The 21,438-nt window shown below is 51.3% G+C and carries 16 protein-coding genes; 13 read left to right on the top strand and 3 right to left on the bottom strand.

The features are described from left to right. Window positions 1-3: 3 nt before the first annotated feature. The 3 genes from J2Y43_RS29095 to cobA are packed head-to-tail and all read right to left on the bottom strand — an operon-like array spanning window position 4 to window position 3,504. On the bottom strand, window positions 4-1,314 hold the full coding sequence (locus tag J2Y43_RS29095) for a NarK family nitrate/nitrite MFS transporter (protein WP_309990913.1): 1,311 nt from the start codon (window positions 1,312-1,314) through the stop codon (window positions 4-6). A gap of 36 nt (window positions 1,315-1,350) precedes the next feature. After that, window positions 1,351-2,709: an alginate export family protein gene (locus J2Y43_RS29100; protein WP_309990915.1), complete on the bottom strand. Its 1,359-nt coding sequence runs from the start codon at window positions 2,707-2,709 to the stop codon at window positions 1,351-1,353. A 36-nt stretch (window positions 2,710-2,745) separates the two neighbouring features. Then, window positions 2,746-3,504, bottom strand: a complete 759-nt coding sequence (gene cobA / locus J2Y43_RS29105) for a uroporphyrinogen-III C-methyltransferase (RefSeq protein ID WP_309990917.1) — start codon at window positions 3,502-3,504, stop codon at window positions 2,746-2,748. A gap of 275 nt (window positions 3,505-3,779) precedes the next feature. On the opposite strand from cobA, the gene nirB reads away from it, so the two are divergent. From nirB to J2Y43_RS29170, 13 genes are all read left to right on the top strand, one after another. Continuing rightward, window positions 3,780-6,296, top strand: coding sequence for a nitrite reductase large subunit NirB (gene nirB / locus J2Y43_RS29110; RefSeq protein WP_309990920.1), 2,517 nt, complete (start codon window positions 3,780-3,782; stop codon window positions 6,294-6,296). A gap of 455 nt (window positions 6,297-6,751) precedes the next feature. After that, on the top strand, window positions 6,752-7,105 hold the full coding sequence (nirD, locus tag J2Y43_RS29115; protein WP_309990923.1) for a nitrite reductase small subunit NirD: 354 nt from the start codon (window positions 6,752-6,754) through the stop codon (window positions 7,103-7,105). A 117-nt stretch (window positions 7,106-7,222) separates the two neighbouring features. Then, the gene (locus J2Y43_RS29120) at window positions 7,223-8,650 is read left to right on the top strand and encodes an ATP-binding protein (protein ID WP_309990925.1); all 1,428 of its coding nucleotides are present in this window, start codon (window positions 7,223-7,225) and stop codon (window positions 8,648-8,650) included. A gap of 28 nt (window positions 8,651-8,678) precedes the next feature. After that, window positions 8,679-9,341, top strand: coding sequence for a response regulator transcription factor (locus tag J2Y43_RS29125; protein ID WP_309990928.1), 663 nt, complete (start codon window positions 8,679-8,681; stop codon window positions 9,339-9,341). A 76-nt stretch (window positions 9,342-9,417) separates the two neighbouring features. Continuing rightward, complete coding sequence (locus tag J2Y43_RS29130) at window positions 9,418-10,326, top strand: ThuA domain-containing protein (protein WP_309990930.1); 909 nt, start codon at window positions 9,418-9,420, stop codon at window positions 10,324-10,326. Between the two features lie 130 nt (window positions 10,327-10,456). Then, entirely contained in the window at window positions 10,457-11,287 is an 831-nt protein-coding gene (locus J2Y43_RS29135) for a hypothetical protein (RefSeq protein WP_310226701.1), read from the top strand. 65 nt (window positions 11,288-11,352) lie between these two features. Then, window positions 11,353-11,595, top strand: coding sequence for a prevent-host-death protein (locus tag J2Y43_RS29140; protein ID WP_309990936.1), 243 nt, complete (start codon window positions 11,353-11,355; stop codon window positions 11,593-11,595). Then, on the top strand, window positions 11,592-11,990 hold the full coding sequence (locus J2Y43_RS29145) for a type II toxin-antitoxin system VapC family toxin (protein WP_309990937.1): 399 nt from the start codon (window positions 11,592-11,594) through the stop codon (window positions 11,988-11,990). Before J2Y43_RS29140 ends, J2Y43_RS29145 begins: the two co-directional genes overlap by 4 nt. A 352-nt stretch (window positions 11,991-12,342) precedes the next feature. After that, complete coding sequence (locus tag J2Y43_RS29150; RefSeq protein ID WP_309990940.1) at window positions 12,343-13,275, top strand: hypothetical protein; 933 nt, start codon at window positions 12,343-12,345, stop codon at window positions 13,273-13,275. A gap of 67 nt (window positions 13,276-13,342) precedes the next feature. Then, window positions 13,343-15,667 (top strand): sulfatase-like hydrolase/transferase, encoded by a 2,325-nt coding sequence (locus J2Y43_RS29155; RefSeq protein WP_309990943.1) that lies wholly within the window; start codon window positions 13,343-13,345, stop codon window positions 15,665-15,667. An 18-nt stretch (window positions 15,668-15,685) separates the two neighbouring features. Then, entirely contained in the window at window positions 15,686-17,068 is a 1,383-nt protein-coding gene (locus J2Y43_RS29160; protein ID WP_309990947.1) for a sulfatase, read from the top strand. A gap of 53 nt (window positions 17,069-17,121) precedes the next feature. Next, window positions 17,122-17,802, top strand: coding sequence for a hypothetical protein (locus J2Y43_RS29165; RefSeq protein ID WP_309990950.1), 681 nt, complete (start codon window positions 17,122-17,124; stop codon window positions 17,800-17,802). 322 nt (window positions 17,803-18,124) lie between these two features. Continuing rightward, a complete protein-coding gene (locus tag J2Y43_RS29170) occupies window positions 18,125-21,154 on the top strand; it encodes a TonB-dependent receptor (RefSeq protein WP_309990953.1) in 3,030 nt (1,009 codons plus the stop codon). Window positions 21,155-21,438: the final 284 nt, after the last annotated feature.

The raw sequence follows: 21,438 nt of genomic DNA on the forward strand, positions 1-21,438 counted from the left end.
CCATTATGCCTCTGCTGGCTCCAATTGGCCAGCTTCTGCTGTGATTATTTGTGTTTTCTCAAAATTGATCAATGCAATAATGGCAGCCACACAAGCAATAGCGACACCGATGTACATGAATGCCTGCGAGTAGGAGATGGTAGTCGATTTGAACAGGAAGCCTGCAAGTACCGCGCCCACATTACCGCCTGCACCCACGATACCGCTTACGGAGCCGATCGCCTTTTGATTAATGAAAGGAACAATAGCGTAGGTGGCACCATTGGCCATTTTCAAAAACATCGCGAAGCAAAGCATCGTGATTACCGCGCCTATAATGCTGCCGCTCTGTGCGAACAATGCAATGCCGATGCCTTCCAGTACGAGCAGGAGCGCCAGCAAACGTCCTTTACCCAGCATACCCCATTTGTTACCTACTTTATCGGCCACGATACCACCCACTGCCCGGGCGAAAATGTTCATAAAACCGAATGTTCCAGCCAGGATACCCGCCGTTGCGAGGGAGGTATTGAAGTTTTCAAAGAAATACAGTGCCGCTACGTTGTCGAAAGTAATCTCAATTCCAAAACATGCTCCGTAGGCCAGAAACAGCGCCCAGGTACGTGGGTCACGCATTGCAATGCCGAGCGTTCCTTTCGCTTTCGCAGCTTTCGGGTTGGCAATGGCCAGGTCCTCGAAGTTGCCGGCCGGGGTGTCTTTGGTGAAGAAGTAATATACGAATGCGAAGATCAGCAATGCAGCACCAGGGATCACCATTGCAATTCTCCAAGCGGATTCGGGCAGGTATCCTGCACCCACGAATGCCGCGAAAATCAAAGGCATAACCATGTTGGTGATACCGCCACCGAGGTTACCCCAGCCGCCCGCTACCGCATTGGCGGTTCCGACTATCTTTTTGTCGAACATCACGGAGGTGTGGTATTGCGTCACCACAAACGAAGCACCGATCACGCCGATAGCGAGGCGGAAAAGCAGAAAGCCTTCGTAAGAGTTTACCAGGCCGACTGTCATGACCGGGATAGAACCGAGTCCCAGCAGTGCGGTGTAAGTTTTACGCGGTCCCCAGGTATCGCACAGTTTCCCGATCGCGATGCGGGCAATCACTGTCGCGGCCACGGAAGCGATGATAATGTTGCCGATCTGCGGTTTGGTCAATTCCAGGTCGGTTTTGATGACGGTCATCAATGGAGCCAGTCCGAACCATCCGAAGAAGCAAAGGAAGAACGCCATCCAGGTAAGATGGAAGGTACGCATTTGCACACCTTTGAAGCTGAATATGTTGAGTTTTTCAAGCGGCTTATTGGTCGTTTCCATAGTAATAAGAGTTTGAAATGGTTGGTTATGACAGACTTATTTCAAAAATTCAGGTTTGATATTGATCATCAGGTAGGCCCAGTTCGACATTTTCTGCGGGTTCTTTACGCCCTTCACCTGCGCAAGGCTCTTGGTGGAAAAGAAGGTACAATAGCCGCCCTGGAAGCTGATGGACTTTGTCAGGTTGTAGTTGGCGATAATGTCGAGTTCTTCGCCGAAGCCGGATGAAAGTTTCTGATTATCAGCTACACGTACTGTGGCTGCGCTCGCGAAATGGTGCATATCGGTGTTGATGGAGAGCTTTTCGGAAGCCTTGATGGTCGTATTGATGTAAAGATCCGAAAGTCCGCCCTTGCCGAAGCCGTTGGCCGCATAGAAGTAATCCATTTGTCCCCAAAACTTGTGCGGTGTGCCGTAAAGCGGGTCGAATGTGTGGTTTTTGGTCGATCCCGTAGCTGTGCCGGAGGTGTAGTCAAAGCCGGGACCAATGGAAAATACCCGGTTCATCGCATACAACCCCCGGACAGAATACATATAAGCGCTTAGCGACGCACCGTCCTTGTCCTTACCGGCCTGGTAGAATGCATTGGCAGTCAGCGTCCAGTTTTTGCCGATTTTGGTTTGCAGGTACGGTCCGAAAGTAACGCGGCTGCGAACGCCATTGGCCAGCCTTTTTACGCCTGCCGTGTCCAGTGTATATTTTTGAAAATCATCCTTTACAAAGAGGAAAGAGGCATTGCCCTGCTTTAACTTTTTGCCCAAATACAGGAATTGCAGCGACTTATACATCGTCCCGATCCCGTTTGTACCAGCGGGGTAGCCCACGGGTACGCCGTCGTACAAAGTGCCTGTTTTGAGCTCACGGTTCTGATTATACGCAACTCCCAAATGTGCGGTGAAGCCATTGAAACCGTACTTGATCAAAGCCGCATCGTGGCGCCGCGCCTGTTGCAGCCAGTCGAGGTTACCCAGCACACGGCTGTCGTCATAGAGGAACTCCTGCCGCCCGATCTTCAATGCAAACTCTTTCCCGAGTTTGGTCTGGTTGGTGTCGAGCAGACTGATTTCCCCCCAGGCTTCATGCAGCATGAGTCCATTCAGCGACGAATTGGTAATGCGGTTATTGGTAGAAGCATCCTGTCCCCAAACGCGAACGTCCTGAACGGCGACGAAAAACTGCGTCCGGTAGCCCTTGTAGCCCGCATTCAGCCGGGTACGCTGGGAGGTGAAAAAGGCAGGCTTTTCCCCCTTGGAAAGCATTGTGCCCTGTCCGTCAAGCAACTCCGTCCGGGTTCGTAGTTGACCCGAAAGGCTGAACTGCGCCATAGTCCGCGTCGGGGCCAGCAGGCCGGCCGCGGTAATACCCAGCAAAAGGAGGTAAACAGCTTTTCTCATTGTGATTATGTTTAGGTTGGAGTGAAAGCAAGCGGGTCAAAATGCCATCTGCATGTTTTGCAGGTATTCCAATGCGTATGCGGGACTGAGGGCCACTACTTCGCCCATCACCATGATTGCCGGCGTGCCTATGCCGCTCTCGCGTACGAGGCGGGGCATCTCCCAAACCTGTCCAACCACACTCTTCTCATCCGGCCGGGTGCCGTTCTGGATCACGGCCATCGGCAAATGTCCACGTCCGAAGTGTTTGTATAGTGCGCAAATCTCTTCCAGTTTATTCAAACCCATTAAAACAATGACCGTCGCTTTGGACTGAGCGGCCAGCCGGAGATCGTCCGAAAGCTCGCCGCTTTGTGTCGTGCCGGTGATCACCCAGAAGCTCTCGCTTACCCCGCGGCGCGTTACCGGTACGCCTAGTGAAGCCGGAACTGCAATGCTGCTGGAAATGCCCGGTACGATTTCGCAGACGATGTCGTGGTCCTGCGCATATTCGATCTCCTCATGCCCGCGGCCGAACACGAACGGGTCGCCGCCTTTGAGCCTTACTACATGGCCGCGCTTGCGGGCGAGTCGGACGATCAGGCCGTTGATCTCGTCCTGCGAGAAGGAAGGGTTTCCCACTTTCTTGCCTACATACATCTTCAATGCGTGGGCCGGTGCAAATTCCAGGAAAGTCGCATTGGCGAGCTCGTCGTACAGCACCACATCTGCGGATTGTAATGCGCGCATGCCTTTGAGTGTGATCAGTTCGCTGTCGCCAGGGCCGGCTCCTACCAGTGTCAGTTTCGCTTCCATCTCTTATATATAATAGGGTGAATATTAGAAATGTACTATATATAGTAATTTGTAACTATATTGATTATTGGTTCAAATTTACTAGTCAAATTTTATAAAACAATCATTTTGCCAAAAATTATGTTTGTTTTTAACCATAAACACGAATTAAAAGTTAGGAAATTCAGAAAACACGATTTACTTTTGACTTATCGAAAAATCAACAACGCACCTATAATATTGAAATAGTACAACAAAATAATTATGTTTTCACAAATAAATAGTTATTAATTACTATGAAAGCTGTTTCAAACACCCGGATCGTCGTAGTTGGCAATGGTATGGTGGGATACAAATTCTGTGAAAAGCTCCTCTCGAAAAAAAAAGACGGACAGGATTTTACCATCACCGTATTTGGCGAAGAGCCCCGCGCTGCTTACGACAGAGTACATTTGAGCGAGTTTTTTGCAGGCAAGACGGCAGAGGACCTTTCTATGGCGAGTGTCGATTGGTATGCGGAGAACGGAATACGGTTGTTTTTGTCAGACCCCGTAGTGGATATCGACAGGGAAGAGAAACTGGTACGTTCACACCATGGACATATAGTGTATTATGACTATCTTGTTATGGCAACCGGCTCCGGGGCATTCGTTCCGTCGATCCCGGGTGTGGAAAAGGACGGGGTATTTGTGTACCGCACAATAGAGGATCTGGAACTGATCCAGTCGTATGCCAAGAAAGCCAGAAAAGGTGCTGTAATAGGTGGCGGTTTGCTCGGCCTGGAAGCGGCTAAGGCGTTGCTCGACCTGGGATTGGAAGAAGCGCACGTGGTAGAGTTCGCCCCGAGACTCATGCCGAGGCAAATTGATGAGGCAGGATCACGCATGCTGCAAAGCCAGCTCGAATCGCTGGGCTTGCAGATTCACCTCTCCAAAAGCACACAGGAAATCAAAGGCGAAGCCCGCATTGAAGGAATGCAGTTTGCCGACAACAGCTCTCTCGATGTGGATATGCTCGTGATTTCGGCAGGTATCCGTCCGCGTGACGAAGTAGCCAAAATTGCCGGCCTCGAAACGCATCCACGGGGCGGTATTGTAGTGAACAACCAGCTGCAAACTTCCGATCCATTCATCTTTGCGATCGGCGAATGCGCATTAGCACACCATATGATTTACGGTCTCATTGCGCCGGGCTACGAAATGGCTGACGTGGTAGCCACCATGCTGACGGGCGGTGAGAAGGAGTTTCTGCCCTACGATATGTCGACCAAGCTGAAACTGATCGGTACCGACGTGGCGAGCTTCGGCGATCCGTTCGTGGAGGAGCCGGCTTGCCGCACGATCCGCTACGAAAACAAAGCCAAGGGCATTTATAAACGCATTAATGTCAGCACCGACGGCAAGACTTTGCTGGGTGGAATCCTGGTAGGAGAGGCGGAGCAATACAATATGCTCCTCCAAACCTGCAAGAATAAAACCATTCTGCCGCCCGATTCGGAAGACCTGATCCTGGGCTCCCGCGGGGGCGAGGAAACGGGTGCGGGTGTAATGAGCCTGCCCGACGACGCGCTCATATGCTCGTGCGAGGCCGTTACCAAGGGCATGATTTGCCATGAAGTAGGCGAAAACGGCCATCACACCGTGGATGCATTGAAGAAATGCTGCAAAGCCGGCACTGGTTGCGGCGGCTGTATCCCGATGGTGAAGGACCTGATCTCCGGTTTGATGAAGGAAAAGGGCGTTTATGTCCGCAACGTGGTTTGCGAGCATTTCGACTATTCACGTCAGGAGTTGCTCGATTTGGTAAAAATGAATGGCCTGAAAACCTATGGCGCCGTACTCGATCATCACGGAAAAGGTGATGGCTGTGAAGTATGCAAGCCGCTCGTAGCCTCGCTGTTGGCCAGCCTTTGGAATGAAAATATCCTCGAAAAAGACCGCGCAGTTGCACAGGATTCGAACGACCGCTATTTGGCCAATATTCAGAAAGGCGGTACTTACTCGGTGGTTCCACGGATTCCTGGCGGGGAAATTACCCCCGAGAAACTGATTGTGATTGGGCAGGTAGCGCAGAAATATAATTTGTATACCAAAATCACCGGCGGCCAGCGCATCGACCTATTTGGTGCCCACCTGGGCGACCTGCCGGAGATCTGGGAGGAACTGATCAATGCGGGATTCGAAAGCGGCCATGCTTATGGTAAGTCTTTGAGGACTGTGAAAAGCTGCGTAGGCTCTACCTGGTGCCGATTCGGAGTGCAGGATTCGGTGTCTTTTGCGATCGAAGTAGAAGACCGGTATAAAGGACTGCGCTCCCCGCACAAGCTGAAATCGGCGGTATCGGGTTGTGTGCGTGAATGTGCGGAAGCGCAAAGTAAAGACTTCGGTATCATTGCCACGGACAAAGGTTGGAACCTGTTTGTATGCGGCAATGGCGGGGCGAAACCACAGCACGCACAGCTGCTTGCCAGCGATGTGGATAAGGAAACCTGTCTGCGCCTCATCGACCGCTTCCTGATGTTTTATATCAAAACAGCCGACCCGCTGACGCGTACCGCCACCTGGCTGAACAAAATGGAAGGTGGTATGAACTACCTCAAAGCCGTGGTCGTGGACGACGTGCTGGGTATTGCCGAAGAACTCGAACGCGATATGCAAAACCTCATCGACGTCTACAAATGCGAATGGCGCGAGGTGGTGGAAAACCCTGAATTGCGCAAACGTTTCACGCATTTCGTGAACACGCCGATGAAAGACCCCAGCATCACGTTCGCAGACATGCGCGAGCAGAAACGCGCGACGGAATGGGTATAGCAGCCGGTATCCATGGCGCATTGCCGGCTCGCCGGCCGTGCTGCCGTTGGCTGAAGCCGACGGAAATGGATTGAAAATAGACCCATTGCATACGTCGCCCGTCGGCTAAAGCCAACGGAAATGGATTGAAAATAGACCCATTGCATACGCCGCCCGTCGGCTAAAGCCAACGGAAATGGATTGAAAATAAACCCATTGCATACGCCGCCCGTCGGCTGAAGCCAACGGAAATGGATTGAAAATAAACCCATTGCATACGCCACCCGTCGGCTAAAGCCAACGGAAATGGATTGAAATGAAAAATCCCATTGCCCCGGGTTTTAACCCGGGGATCAATAGCAATAGAATAGCAAAAGAATAGGAAAAGAATAGCAATAGAATAGCAAATCAATAGCAAAAAGATTTTTTAACCAGGGGTTTCAACCCCTGGCCTTGACGACCAACCTTACAGCAAAATGAAAACGATCACCGACACAATTAATGCAGTAACCTGGCACATGGCATGCTACGTCGACGATATCCCCGAAGATGGCGGAGGCTGCGCGTTTATCGGCGGCAAGCAAATTGCCATTTACAACTTTGCGAGACGGGGAGAATGGTATGCAACCGACAACCAATGCCCGCACCGCCAGCAAATGGCACTTTCGCGAGGAATGATCGGTAGCCATGGAGAAGAACCGAAAGTTGCTTGTCCTTTTCACAAAAAAACCTTTTCATTGCAAACCGGACAGTGCCTGAACGACGACGAATACCGGATCAACACTTTCCCAGTGATGGTAAAAGAGAACCGCGTATATATCGGACTGTAAGCATTAGGCAAATAGGTTAGCTCAAAGGGGCAGCCGAAGGCGCACCCCACCAAGACGGCAGCGCCGTCCGGTCGCAGACCATCATCAACCAGGGGTTTCAACCCCTGGGCTTAGCAAATGGAAAGACTCGACAAACGTGTAGCGGGCAGCCTCACCCGATTTTATGTAGTGGCATTGTGTGTGGTGGCGATGCTTACCGTGAGTGGCCTGTTTCTGATCAGGCGTACGATCCGTAACCTCAACCACGACAGCCGGCTGGTAAACGTGGCCGGGCGACAGCGGATGCTCAGTCAGCGTCTTACCAAGCTGGCTGTGTTGAAAATCAACGGAATCGCGCATCGCGACTCCGTGAGCTTTAACTCACTGCTTACATTGTGGAAAGACAGCCACGAAGACCTGGTATCCAGAAGGCTGCCGGTGGAAAAAGGTTTTGTAACCTGGAAGAGCCAGCCCCTGGATACCATGTTCCGCGAGCTGGCTCCCGTATTTGACAGCATTTACCAAAATTTAAGGATCATCAGCCACGACAGTGTCGACGCGGCTGCGAAACAGCGGGCGTTAGCGCAAGTCCTTGTCAACGAGCCACGGTTTCTGTCGCAGATGGACCGCATTGTGTTTCAGTTTGACAAGGAGAGTTTTGAGCGGCTTCAAAACCTGGAACGCATTGAATGGATATTGGATTTAATGACTATCCTCGTGCTTGTAGCGGAGGGGTTGTTGATTTTCAGGCCGGTAGTGAATACCACGCGCCGTGTTGTGCGGATGCTGACGGAATCGGAAGATGCATTGCAGTTATCCAATCAAAGATTAAAAGAGGCCAACAGCCAGCTTCTCGAAACGCAGAAGGAACTGCTGCGTCTCGAAGAAGAAAAATATGAATTACAGCTGGCCGAAGACCGTATCAGGGCAGGCGCATTGATAGAAGGGCAGGAGGAAGAACGAAAGCGGTTTGCATTGGAGCTGCACGACGGGATAGGCCAAATGCTGACAGGCCTGAAATTGCATGCGGAAAAATTAAAGGCCGTGCAGCCTCACGACGAGAAGCACCAGAAACGTTTCGAGCAACTGGTGACGCTGATCCAGGATATCATCCAGACAACCAGACAGGTATCGTTTAATCTAATGCCTTCGGTGTTGAGCGATTTTGGGCTTGCGTCGGCATTGAAGCTGCTTTGCCAGCAGACAGCCGATGTGTCGGGAATCAGAATTTTGTTCGAAGGCGAGACAGGCGAACGCATTATGATGGCCCGTCCGATGGAGATCGGACTGTACCGCATTGCCCAGGAGGCATTGAACAACGCCGTGAAACATGCGAATGCGGATCTGATCAAGATAAAATTGGAACAAAATAAGAATCGCATCGTTTTGGAAATTGCGGATGACGGAAAAGGATTTTTAATTAGTAATTTAAAGTCAGAAGGACAGTTCCTGACCCGCAACGGGATGGAGAACATCCGTACGCGCACCCGGCTTTTGAATGGAGAAATAGAGATTATTTCCAAAGTGGACAGCGGTACGAGATTAGTCGTTCAGGTTGATTTATAATGACTTATTGCTGATTAGCTGACCACGTATGCCTATTCGGATTTTAGTTGTAGACGATCATTCGGTAGTGAGGCAGGGCATTATTACCCTCCTCGAAGATGAAGAGGATCTGATCATTGCCGGCGAAGCGTCGGATGGCGATGAGGTATGGGATATGGTCGAGAAAGTGAAGCCCGACGTAATCCTGCTCGATCTGACGATGCCCCGTATGCCGGGCCTGGAAGTGATTAAGCAGATCGTGCCGGTGTTTCCGTCCTCGAAAATTCTCGTGTTCAGTATGCACAACAACACCGATTACATGCTTTCGTCGGCATTGAACGGGGCTTCGGGCTATCTCGAAAAAGATACCAGTCGCGATGAAATGCTCCGCGCGATTCGGGCTATTGCAAAAGGTGAGCTCTATTTTCCGCCTTATGCGTCGTCGGTGATTATCAAAAACCTCCTCAGGCAGCTCACCCGCGTGAGCGACGCGCGTTCCGTGCAGGAGGAAGTCCAGGAAAAATCAATCTGGAAAATCATAACCCCGCGAGAACAACAGATCCTCAAATGCCTCACCGAGGGGATGAGCAGCAAGGACATTGCCGAAAAGTTCGATATCAGCTCCAATACCGTCGCCAATCAGCGCGCGAGTATCATGAAAAAGGCCAATGTGAAGAACACTGCCGAGCTTATCAGTCTTGCGATGAAGTAACCCATGGCCTGATTTTTATGCTGTCCAAGCCCAGTTACTGGCCCCCGAAACGGGCCGTCAACCAAATTGGGAAACAATGGACAGGATATGCACTTTCATTTTGAGCTTCATGCTGCTCTGCACAGCAGCGAATGCACAGGTTAAATCTGCCGGCAGGGGGACGTTTCCTCAGAAAAAGATCGTTTTTATCGCTGGCCCCGACAGCCACGGTAAAGGGGAACACGAGCATAATGGCGGCTGTACATTACTCGCCAAAGCCCTCAACGACAGCCTGCCGGGCGTAGAAGCCGTGATTGTCCGCAATGGATGGCCACAGGACGAATCGGTATTGGACAATGCGGCTGCCGTCGTATTTTACCTCGACGGGGGAGGTGCCGATCATCTTGAACTGGTGCATGCTGCTAAAATGGAAAAGCTGATTGCGGGCGGTACCGGCATTGTCAATTTGCATTTCTCCCTCGAAGTAGATGCCAAGGCTGGCGGAGACCGGTTTTTGAAATGGATAGGAGGGTATTTTGAAACCAACTGGTCCGTCAATCCTGTTTGGGAAGCCAGTTTCGCGCGCTTTCCCGATCACCCCGTCGCACGAGGCGTAAAGCCTTTCAGCATTCTCGATGAATGGTACTACCACATGCGGTTCGCAACAGGTATGAAAGGAATAACCCCCATTTTACAGGCATTACCACCGGAATCCACCCTGAACAAGCCTGACGGAACGCATTCCAACAACCCCGCGGTGCGCGAGGCGGTGATTACCAGAAAGGAAATGCAAACCCTGGCCTGGGCCTTCGAGCGGCCGGACGGCGGCCGGGGATTTGGTTTTACCGGCGGGCACATGCATAAGAACTGGCAAAACGATAACTTCCGTAAACTCGTGCTGAATGCCATCGTATGGGCAGCCAAAATCGACGTTCCGGCTGGTGGTGTTCCTTCTGAAACCCCCACTGATAATGAATTGAATGCGCTCTCGAAGCGGGTGAATTGATGTTTGGAAATTAAATTTTTTTAATCCGTAAATTTCTTTCGCCGGTTTTGCGTTAATTGTTGCAATACCCCGGTGGTCCTGACAAGACGAAAACGAAGCAGGCCCGTTGCCGTTTAGTGTTGAAGTCAAGATGGAATACGGTTTCCGAGAACCGCGTAAGCGCCCTAACAAGATCAATTTTTTACTGTTAACCCTGCTGCTTGCAGGACAATGGCCCGTTTACGCCCAAACCGATTCCACTGCTGCCCTAAGATCGGGTACTGCTACACAATCCGCAGCTACTTTGCCCAAAATTGAGGTTTCGCCGGATACCACGGCCACGTCAGGCCCGGCGTCAGCGCAAAACAAAGTCAAGCTCTTCTTCAATTTTGATGCGCGGGGGACATTCATTCAACACAAACATATCAATGTTTTTGGGGTCAATGCGGGGATAACCTTTGGCGAAAAGCGCAACCGTCTTACGGCTGGCTACTACTGGCTGGGCTATAATGCAGCTAGGAGGTTGGTCAACTGGCGGAAGATGTTTCCGAATCCCCTGAACCTTTCTTATTACACCGCTACCGACGTCCGTTTCGCCAACTTCGCCTACTGGCACACCGCCATCCGCAACAAGCGTTGGGTATTGTCTACGCCATTGGAAATAGGCATCGGGAACGAAAGCACCCGCTTCCGGGACCTGTTCGATAGCGTTGCATCCGGTTCGCGAAAAGATTACTTCATTCCCCTGCAAGTAGGCGTCTACGCCGAATACCGCGCATTGCGCTGGGCAGGTATCAACTCGCAGATCGGCTATCGCAACGCCCTCTCTTCCGGCGAATTCCGCGAGCGGTTCAGCGGCTTTTATTACAGCTATGGAATCAACCTCTACCCTGAGGCGATCTGGCAGGATTTCAAGAAGTGGAACAAGCGAAAATCGAAACCTCAGGTGCTTGATAATGCAGCCGCGCCGTTCGGACATTAGGCTTGTTTTTACTGGCAGGTGTTTAGTAAATGTCGTAAATTGTATCAAACATTAAACACGGGGATATGATGACCATCAGCGCAGATCAAATTGAAGCGAACGCCGAATCGGTTCTTTTAGAATTAAGAAAAGGAGAAAGAGTAGGAGTTACGTTCGGTGAGGAGAAGGCAGTCCAGGCGTATCTTGTTCCCGGAGACTTGCTTCCAAGGAACAAGGAACCCAGGAAATTGGGAGGACTGAAAGGTAAAGTGACGGTGACATTTGCAGACGATTTCAAAATGACGACAGAAGAATTCCTTGGCTTATGACCTACCTCCTTGATACACACACATTAATTTGGGCTCTTACAGATTTTGAAAAGCTTCCTGCCAATGTTCAGCGTATTTTGAGAAACAAAAGCAATGAAATTGTTGTCAGTACACTGAGTTTTTGGGAAATGTCAATTAAGCGTTCAATTCATAAGCTTGATCTGGATGGAGCAAATCCTGAGGATTTCGCGATAGCGACAGTTAAAGCAGACTTCCGCATACTACCACTCTCAACTGAGCTTTGTTCCTCTTTCTACAAACTTTCTGCTGCTCATCACAAAGATCCGTTCGACCGAATGCTCATTTGGCAGGCGCTTCATCAGAAATGTGCGCTCATCACAATAGATAGAAACATCCGGAAGTACGCCAGCGAAGGCCTGCAAGTCGTCTGGTAACCACCTTTCTTATCCAAATTTCCACGAATTTCAACCCAACCCCTTGCGTTTTCAATTTCTTTAAACTTACTTTGTCTATCAAATTAGTAGATTTTGTCTGTTAACCACCAGCAGACGAGATCAATACCACAATCTTTTTCAAACATGAAATCGATGGATCGTTATTCTTCGCGCAGTATTGACATGCCTATGGTGGGCCCTTCCGGTTGTTCCTTCGCTCTTGCATCCTGTCGCTGTTGCTGAGCTGCCCCTGACGGCGGTATGTTCTGCTGTAATCTGATTTTCACTCTGTTATATATCATCCATTATGCTGTGGGCCGACTGGCCCATACTCCCAATCACTTTTTACATCATGAAAAATTTTAAGAGAATCTTTCTGGCAGCAGGTCTGGCGCTGGCTGCCTTTCCAAATGCATTTGCACAGGAGACCAACGAAAACAAGGTCATCATCACGGGCGTGCGTTTCGCTTACCCGCTGGTTGATAAATGGATCAAAGAATACACCGCAGCGAACCCGAAGGCCCAGATTGTGATCGAAACGCGCACGATCACCGATCCGGCTAAATATGACCTGCTGATTGAAGCCTATGAGCAGGAGAAGGAAGTGAAGGACACGCGCGAGTACATATCAATCGGTCGTTATGCATTGTTGCCGGTGGCAAATGCGAAATCGGCTTTTGCGAAGGAATATGCCGATAAAGGATTGAACGAGAAGACGTACAAACAGATTTTCTTCCACGATATTTACGCAGAAAAGGACAAGTCGCTGACGACGCAATACACGATCTACACGCGCTTGCAGAAAGCCGGGGCGCCGCTTACGTTCGCGAAATATTTTGGTTATGAACAACAGAATATCAAGGGGAAAGCCATTGCCGGCGCTGATGAGCATTTAATTAAGGCACTGTTGAAAGATGAGACAGGCATTACTTACACGACGCCAGGTCTCGCTTATGACCTGCAAAGCCGCAAGCCGGTAGAAGGGCTGACGATCATTCCTGTCGACCTGGATGGCAACGGCCGCGTTTCGAAAGAAGAAAAAGCATTGGAAAATCTGGACCAGGTGATTGCGACGCTGGAAGCCGAAAAAGTCAAAAATGTGCCGGTTGAAAACATCCATTTTTCCATCGCAAAAAATAATTCCAACCCCGAGGCCAAGAAATTCCTGCTTTGGGTTGCGGCGAATGCCGATAAAGACCTTCACCACTTCGGTTATCTGAAAGCCGATGCCAAACGATTGGCCGACGAAAAAGAGAAACTGGAAAGATTTCAGGCTGTAAAGTAAGGTTTACGCCCGCGGGCACGACATATCTCGTGCCCGCTTTTCCTGCTCCATTTATCTTAAAATTTTTATGCTAAAACGACTACTACTAACCGCCCTGACCAGGCAGCGGCTGAGCCTCTTTGTGCTCGGCACTGCCGTTTTCGGGCATGCTTCGGCCCAGCACGACCCCGTTCAGCCATTTAAGGGAAAGATCGGCAAGACGATCGAAGAGACAGAGCAATGGTGGCAGGAGCAACCCAAAGCACCCAAAGGTGCCCCGAATGTGGTGTGGATCCTGCTCGACGACGTGGGTTTCGGTGCTACGTCCGCATTCGGCGGGCTGATCGATACCCCCAATTTTGAAAAGCTGGCCCAAGGCGGTTTGCGCTACACCAACTTCCATACCACGGGCATTTGCAGTCCTACGCGCGCATCCCTACTCACGGGAAGGAACCCGCATGCGGTGGCAATGGGGCATCATGCCGAATTGGGGATCGGGGCGCCGGGTTACAATGGTAACGTCCCGTTTGAAGCCGGTACTGTGGCCGAGATTTTCAAGGAAAATGGCTATAACACATTTGCATTGGGCAAGTGGCACGGCAACCAACCGCGTGACCTCACTATCGCCGGGCCTTACAATCGCTACCCGACCGGTAGGGGTTTTGAGCATTTCTACGGCTTTCTAGGCGGTGCTACCGACCAGTGGCATCCGCAGTTGGTAGAGGAAACTTCGCCGATCGATATCGAGCCTAACACAAAGCATTTGAACCAGCTGCTGTCCGATAAGGCTATTTCCTACATCGCCAATCAGAAGTCGGCCGATCCCGAAAAACCATTTTTTCTTTACCTCGCAACCGGTGCCGCGCATGCGCCGCATCACGTCGCGCGGGAGTGGAGCGACAAGTACAAAGGCAAGTTCGACGGCGGCTGGGACGAGTATCGCGAGAAAGTTTTCCAGCGGCAACTCGCCGGCGGACTCGCGCCGAAAGGCACGCAACTGCCTCCGCGGCAGACGGGTATCAAGCCCTGGAACGGGCTTTCGGCCGATGAGAAGAAGATTTACGCCCGTTTCATGGAGGTGTATGCAGGCTTCCTTTCGTATACCGACTATGAAGTGGGCCGGGTAGTAAATTACCTGCAACAGATTGGTCAGTTGGATAACACGCTGATTTTCCTCGTCGTAGGGGACAATGGCGGCAGCAAGGAGGGGACTTACACCGGCACGGCGGGCACGGCCGAGAAGTCGGCTGGGGACGATATCAAGTTTCTGTTGTCTCAATATGACAAGCTGGGGACCGAGTACAGCTACCCCAACTATCCACTGGGCTGGTCGCAGGCTACCAATACGCCCTTCCGCTATTGGAAAAGCGATGTGAATGCGGAAGGGGCATCGCATACCACGCTCATTGTGCATTACCCGAAGGGCATTACCGATAGGGGTGGTCTACGTGCGCAGTACGCGCATGTGACGGACATTCTGCCGACTACCATCGAGCTTACCGGAGTGAAGGTCCCGGCCGAAATCAATGGATACAAACAATGGCCGTTCCATGGTACATCGCTCGCCTATTCGCTGAATGACGCACAGGCTGCGGCGCGGCATACGCAGCAGTATTACGAGTTACATGGTGGCCGGGCTATTTATAAAGATGGCTGGAAAGCAAGCGTTTATCACCCGCGTAATACATTTGGCGAGCAAACGACCGATATCAATTTCATCGCGGATTTCAAACGTGACAAATGGGAGCTTTACAATATCAATGAAGACTGGAATGAGATCAACGACCTTGCCGCCCGATATCCCGAAAAGCTGGAAGCATTGAAAAAGCTGTTCGATGAGGAAGCGCAGAAATACAATGTATACCCGCTCAAAAATTTCCGCGCCGGGCTTACGCCGCCGCCTGTGCGTCCTAAAACGGTGATTTACGAAGGTACGACCATCAAAACGCGGGTCTACATCGGAAAAGGGCCGGTGGACATTACCGCGGAAATAGAAGCGGGAAAGAATGCGGAGGGTGTGATTTTCGCCAACGGCGGCCTGCTGGGGGGAAGCAGCCTTTATTTAAAGCAAAACAAATTGCATTACCTGCTCAACGACGGCCTGAAACCGGTGGTGCTGACATCGTCCCAACCCCTGAAAGAAGGTCGCAACACCATTCGTATCGAATTCGCAGCCGATCAGAAACTGACTTTGTTCGTAAATGGCGAAAAGGCGGCAGAGCAGGCCGGTATCGGTAGCAAATACCTCACTTCGGCTTCTTCCGACGGGTTCAGCGTCGGGAAGGACCTCAATTCTCCGGTTACTAAGGATTATCCCGGTACTTTCGCATTCAATGGAAAGGTAAAGCTGCTGGTCATCGAGCAGAAGGAGGAGAATCACGAGAAAGTGGGTTTATTACAAAAGGGAAAGTAACATTTTAAATATCCTTCCATGAGAAGACTAGTAATGGGCGCGGCCGTGCTCCTGGCATCGCTGGCCGCCCAGGCACAAACACACCGGAAGCCCAATATCGTCGTTATCCTCGCCGACGACCTGGGGTATGGCGACATCGGTACATTCGGCGCTACGGACATTCGCACACCGAATATCGACGGGCTGGCTGCGAACGGTATCAAACTGACTTCGTTTTATTCCACCTCGCCCGTGTGCAGCCCTACGCGCGCGGCGCTCATTACCGGGCGGTACCCGCGCAGGCTCGGCATCGATCATGTATTTTTCCCGGAAAGTTTTACCGGTATTCCACCCGGGGAAGTGACAATTGCTGAGGCATTGAAAGGGAACGGTTACCGCACGGCAATCTTCGGGAAATGGCACCTGGGGCACCACAGGCAATTTTTGCCTTTGCAAAATGGCTTTGATGAATATTACGGTATTCCTTACAGCAATGATATGATGGGTGTGGTATACCTGCGCGGCAATGATGTAGACAGCATTAAAGTAAACCAGAAATATATCACCCAGACCTACACCAAAGAGGCAGTGCGCTTCATCGAGCAGAATAAGGATAAGCCGTTTTTCCTCTACATTACCCACAATATGCCCCACGTGCCGATTTACGCTTCGCCGGAATTTGAGGGGAAATCGAAAAGGGGCCTGTATGGCGACGTGATCGAGGAGCTGGATTGGAGTGTGGGGCAGGTGGTGAACGCATTGAAAAAGAACGGGCTGGAAGAAAATACGCTGGTTGTATTCACAAGCGACAACGGTCCCTGGCTGATATTCGATGTGGAAGGCGGCTCGGCGAGGCCGTTACGACAAGGAAAAGGAACTACTTTCGAGGGCGGGCAACGTGTGCCGGCCGTGGCTTACTGGCCCGGGAAAATCAAGCCGGGAACGGTTTATGACGATCTGGCATCGCAACTCGATCTTTATCCGACGATTATCAGCCTCACAGGCAGTCAGAAAACGCAAACCAAAAAGCCACTCGACGGGGAGGACATCAGCCCGGTGCTGTTTGGTACAGGGAAGCGGAAAGGCGATGAATTTGCCTATTATTCCAATGGCATTATCGAAGCGTATCGCAAAGGCGACTGGAAGATCCGGCTGCCGCAGAAGGATGTAAAAGCAGGGAATGCAGTGATCGTTCCCGCTGCGGATACATTGTTGTTTAACCTCAAAAACGACATCGGCGAGCAGCATAACCTGTTGAAAACCAATCCGGCCAAAGCGAAGGAGCTGTTCGCCTTACTGGAAGTCTACAAAAAGAAGATAGGTGACACCCCGCCACCACTCGTGCAGCGGATGCCATCGGATGATAGCCATATTAAAAAAGAGCTGAGCGTGCCGTTGGAAAAAATACGGGCAAATAAGTAGTTTTGGAATGGTTATGTATTTGATAGCCATTCCAATTTTACTTTAAAACAGCCATGAAAAAAATCACAACCACCGCCTTAGGGCTTTCATTCGCCTTGTCTTGTCTGCTCACTTCTGTCCGGGCACAGGATATTGCACTCAAACCTGCTTTGCTTACACCTTTTCAGGTGACCGTCGCTGCGGCAGATTACAAAGGAAAATCTGCCATTGCCTTGGAAATGCCCAAAATGGCGACGAACGAAAAGACGCTGGCCGTGTTGAAAGGCATGGATTTTCATAACGGCACCATTGAAGCCACGATTTCGGGCCAGCCGCAGGCAAATGCCGGAGAAGGCGCTCGCGGGTTTGTGGGGATCGCATTCAGGGTCGCTGCGGATACTTCCAAAATGGAGCTTTTCTACATCCGTCCCACCAATGGCCGTGCCAACGACCAGGTGCGCCGCAACCACTCTACGCAATACGTGTCGATGCCCGGGTTTCCCTGGGAAAAGCTGCGCAAGGAAACGCCGGAAAAATATGAGGCCTATGCCGACATGGTGCCGGCTGAATGGACCAAGGTGAAAATTGAGGTGAAGGATGAGACCGCCAAACTGTATATCAATGGCGCTTCACAACCCGCATTGATCGTCAACGACCTCAAACAGGGGAAAGACCTGCGCGGGAGTGTGGGCCTGTGGATCGGGCCGGGTTCGCTCGGGCATTTTACCGATCTGAAAGTAACCAAACTCGATTAATCGTTTCCTATTAAAAGCAATAAGCTTAAAATATCCCAATAATGCAGGACGATGCTTGCATTATTGGGATATGTAACTTTACTTTGCCCACCAAATTTATAGAGTAAGTATTTTATTGAAACTTTGTCGACCGGAAATAACCACCATTTCCAGACGGTACATCTACAAATGCCTGTAATGCTTTAAACACAGGGGCAGGGTTTCGCATATGCGCTGAACTGCGTATATGGATTAGCGTTGCGTTTTCGGTGCCAGGGCCCCGGAATGGGGCAGTCCACGCTCCACTTTTGAGTAATTTACTAAACCCGCTTAACACCAATCAATGAGAAGGTACCTTTACGTGGTCCTGTTTCTGACAGGCTTTTTTAGTTATTCCTACGCCCAGGAAACGGTTACCGGTGTGGTGAAGGACGCCTCCGGGCAAACGATCCCCGGAGCGACGGTCGTCCTTAAAGGCACAGCGCGCTATGCCGCTACCGATCTCGACGGTAAGTTTTCCATTCCTGCTCCCGATGATTTTCCATTTACATTGCAAGTGAACCTGACAGGCTACCAGCGGCAGGAAATCGATATTTATGAACTAACCGGCGAGCCGGCGGAGGTTGTCCTGAAAACGGCCAACGTGCTCGACGAAGTGGTTGTGATCGGTTATGGGACGCAGAAAAAAGGCGACATTACCGGTTCGGTAGCTTCGGTGCCGCAGCTGGCTTTGAAACAGCCGATCAGCTCTTTCGACCGCGCGCTGCAGGGTGCGGCGGCGGGCGTGCAGGTAACGCAAACGTCGGGGCAGCCGGGCGCGGCCGTGAGCATACGCATACGCGGGGGCAACTCCATTACCGGCGGTAACGAGCCGTTGTACGTGATCGACGGCTTCCCGGTGTATAACAGCAATGCCGACGCCAGCGCCGGTGTGACAGCCGGGCCGAGTATCAATGCCCTTTCCAGCCTGAACCCCAGTGATATTGAATCCATTGAAGTATTGAAGGACGCCTCCGCTACGGCGATTTATGGCTCGCGCGGTGCCAATGGCGTGGTGATTATCACGACTAAAAAAGGGAAAGCCGGACAAAACACACTGACATACGACGCCTACTACGGCACCCAAAAAGTGTTGAAAAAAGTGGACGTGCTTACCAGCGCCAGGGATTGGGCATTGCTCAAAAACGATGCGCGCGCCAATTCCGGGAAGGCGCCCTATTATACGCAGGCACAAATCGACGCGTTAGGCGAGGGTACCGACTGGCAAAATGAAGCGTTCCGCTCGGCGCCGATCCAGAACCACCAGCTATCGCTGACCGGTGGCGATGATCGTACGCGCTATTCGATTTCCGGGAATTATTTCAAACAGAACGGCGTGCTGCGCAATACCGATTTTGAGCGGTATTCGGGCAGGATCAACCTCGACCGCGATTTTTCTTCCAAATTGAAAGTGGGCGTCAACCTTACCGCGAGTAAAATCACCGCGCAGGTAGCCAATAACGGTGTGGTAAATGCCTTACTCGCTATGCCGCCGACGGTGAATGTGTATGATGCCAACGGGAAATATACCTATCAAAGCGAGTTCGAGACGCCACTGGGTAACCCGATCGCCACGTTGGAAAAAGAAGTGAACCAAACCAAGACCTATCGCGTGCTCGGCAATGTGTACGGGGAGTATACCTTTGCGGAAGGCCTGGTGGGCAAGGTGTCGTTTGGCGCCGATGTGATCAACAACAAGCAGAACCGCTACGTGCCGTCGGATATCTACCAGGGCGCGAACTCCAACCCGACCGGCAAGGCTTCTGTCGGTACCAAGTTTTCGTCGACCTGGCTGAACGAGAATACATTGAGTTATTCCAAAACTTTTAACCGGAAGCATTCACTCAACGTTGTAGTCGGGTATACGCAGCAGGCATTTGAAACCGAGAGTGCCATAGCTGCATCCGAGGCGTTTGTGACCGACCAGTTGGAGTACAACGACCTCGGGAGCGGCTCGGTGTACAGCCAGCCGTCTTCGGGCTCGTCGGCCTGGGCATTGAACTCCTGGCTCGGGCGTATCAACTATTCGATCGACCAGAAATACATTTTCACGGTGAGTGGCCGGGCCGATGGTTCTTCCCGCTTTGGAAAGGATAAGAAATGGGGTTATTTCCCTTCCGCGGCATTTGCGTGGAATATTTCGAGAGAGGATTTCCTTTCAAACTACAAAACCATCAGCAACCTGAAACTCCGCCTGAGCGCCGGGGTGACGGGTAACCAGGAGATCGGGCAGTACCTTTCGCTGGCGACTTTGAATTCCAATACCTATTTCTTCGGGGGGCAAACCTACATTGGCTTTGCACCGAACCGCATTGCAAATCCCGATCTTGGCTGGGAAACCACTGCGCAATATGATGCGGGCATTGATCTGTCACTGTACAAAAACCGCATCAATGTCGTGTTTGACGCCTACTACAAAAAGACGACCAACCTGCTTCTGAATGTGCCGATCCCTTACACGACCGGGCAATCGACCGCATTGCAGAACTACGGCTCCGTAGAAAACAAGGGGATAGAACTGGGGATCAGCACCGAGAACTTCACCGGCGCATTCACCTGGAATACCAATTTCGTGTTTTCCATTAACCGCAATAAAGTGCTGACTCTCGGGGATGGTGCTAATTACATCATTTCCGGCGCCAATATCGCCAAGGTAGGCCAGCCGCTCGGGTCATTCTATGGGTATCAAACGAATGGCCTGTTCCAGACCGGCGACGATATTGCCAACCTGCCGACCATTAACCCGGCCACTACCAAACCGGGCGACCGCCGCTATGTCGATATCAATGGTGATGGTAAAATCACGCAAGCGGACGACAGGGCGCTCATTGGCAATGCGCAGCCGAAATTTCAGGGAGGGATCACCAACACCTTGTCCTATCTCAATTTCGACCTCAGCTTTTTCTTCCAGGGTACCTATGGCAACAAGCTTTTCAACCAGAACAAGCAGCAGCTCGAACTCCTGACCGGCCAGCAGAATGCCTCGGTAACCGCGTTGGAACGCTGGACACCCACAAACCCGACAAATGTGATCCAGCGGGCATTCGAGGATCCGGCGGCTGTGAACACGAGCCGGTACGTGGAGGATGCGTCGTTCCTGCGCTTGAAAAACGTGACGCTGGGCTATAATTTGCCTAAGGCCATTGCTTCCAAAATCCATGCGAGCCAGGTTAAAGTGTACGTGTCGGCGGCCAACCTGCTTACCTGGACCCAATACACCGGTTTCGACCCCGAAGTGAGCCGCAACGAGCAAAGTACGCTCACGCAGGGGATCGATTACAGCGTGTACCCCGGCAGCAAGTCGTTCCTTGGCGGTCTCAGTATTTCATTCTAAGTATTTTGGGTCAGGTGTTGTCAGATAAAGTCAGGTGTGGTCAAGTATTGTCAGGTATGGTCAAGTGTTGTCCGGTGTGGTCATTTGTAGTCAGGTATGGTCATTCATAGTCATTGAATGCGAACGAAGCCATTGACCACACCTGACCACCCTGACCTGTATTTGACAATACTTGACCACGCCTGACCAACCCTGACAATACTTGACAACAAATGACTACACTTGACCAACCTTGACTACACTTGACAGCATTTGACCACACCTGACCGTAAATGACCACGCTT

This window comes from Dyadobacter sp. BE31 (assembly GCF_031457695.1).
Classification (GTDB): Bacteria; Bacteroidota; Bacteroidia; order Cytophagales; family Spirosomataceae; genus Dyadobacter.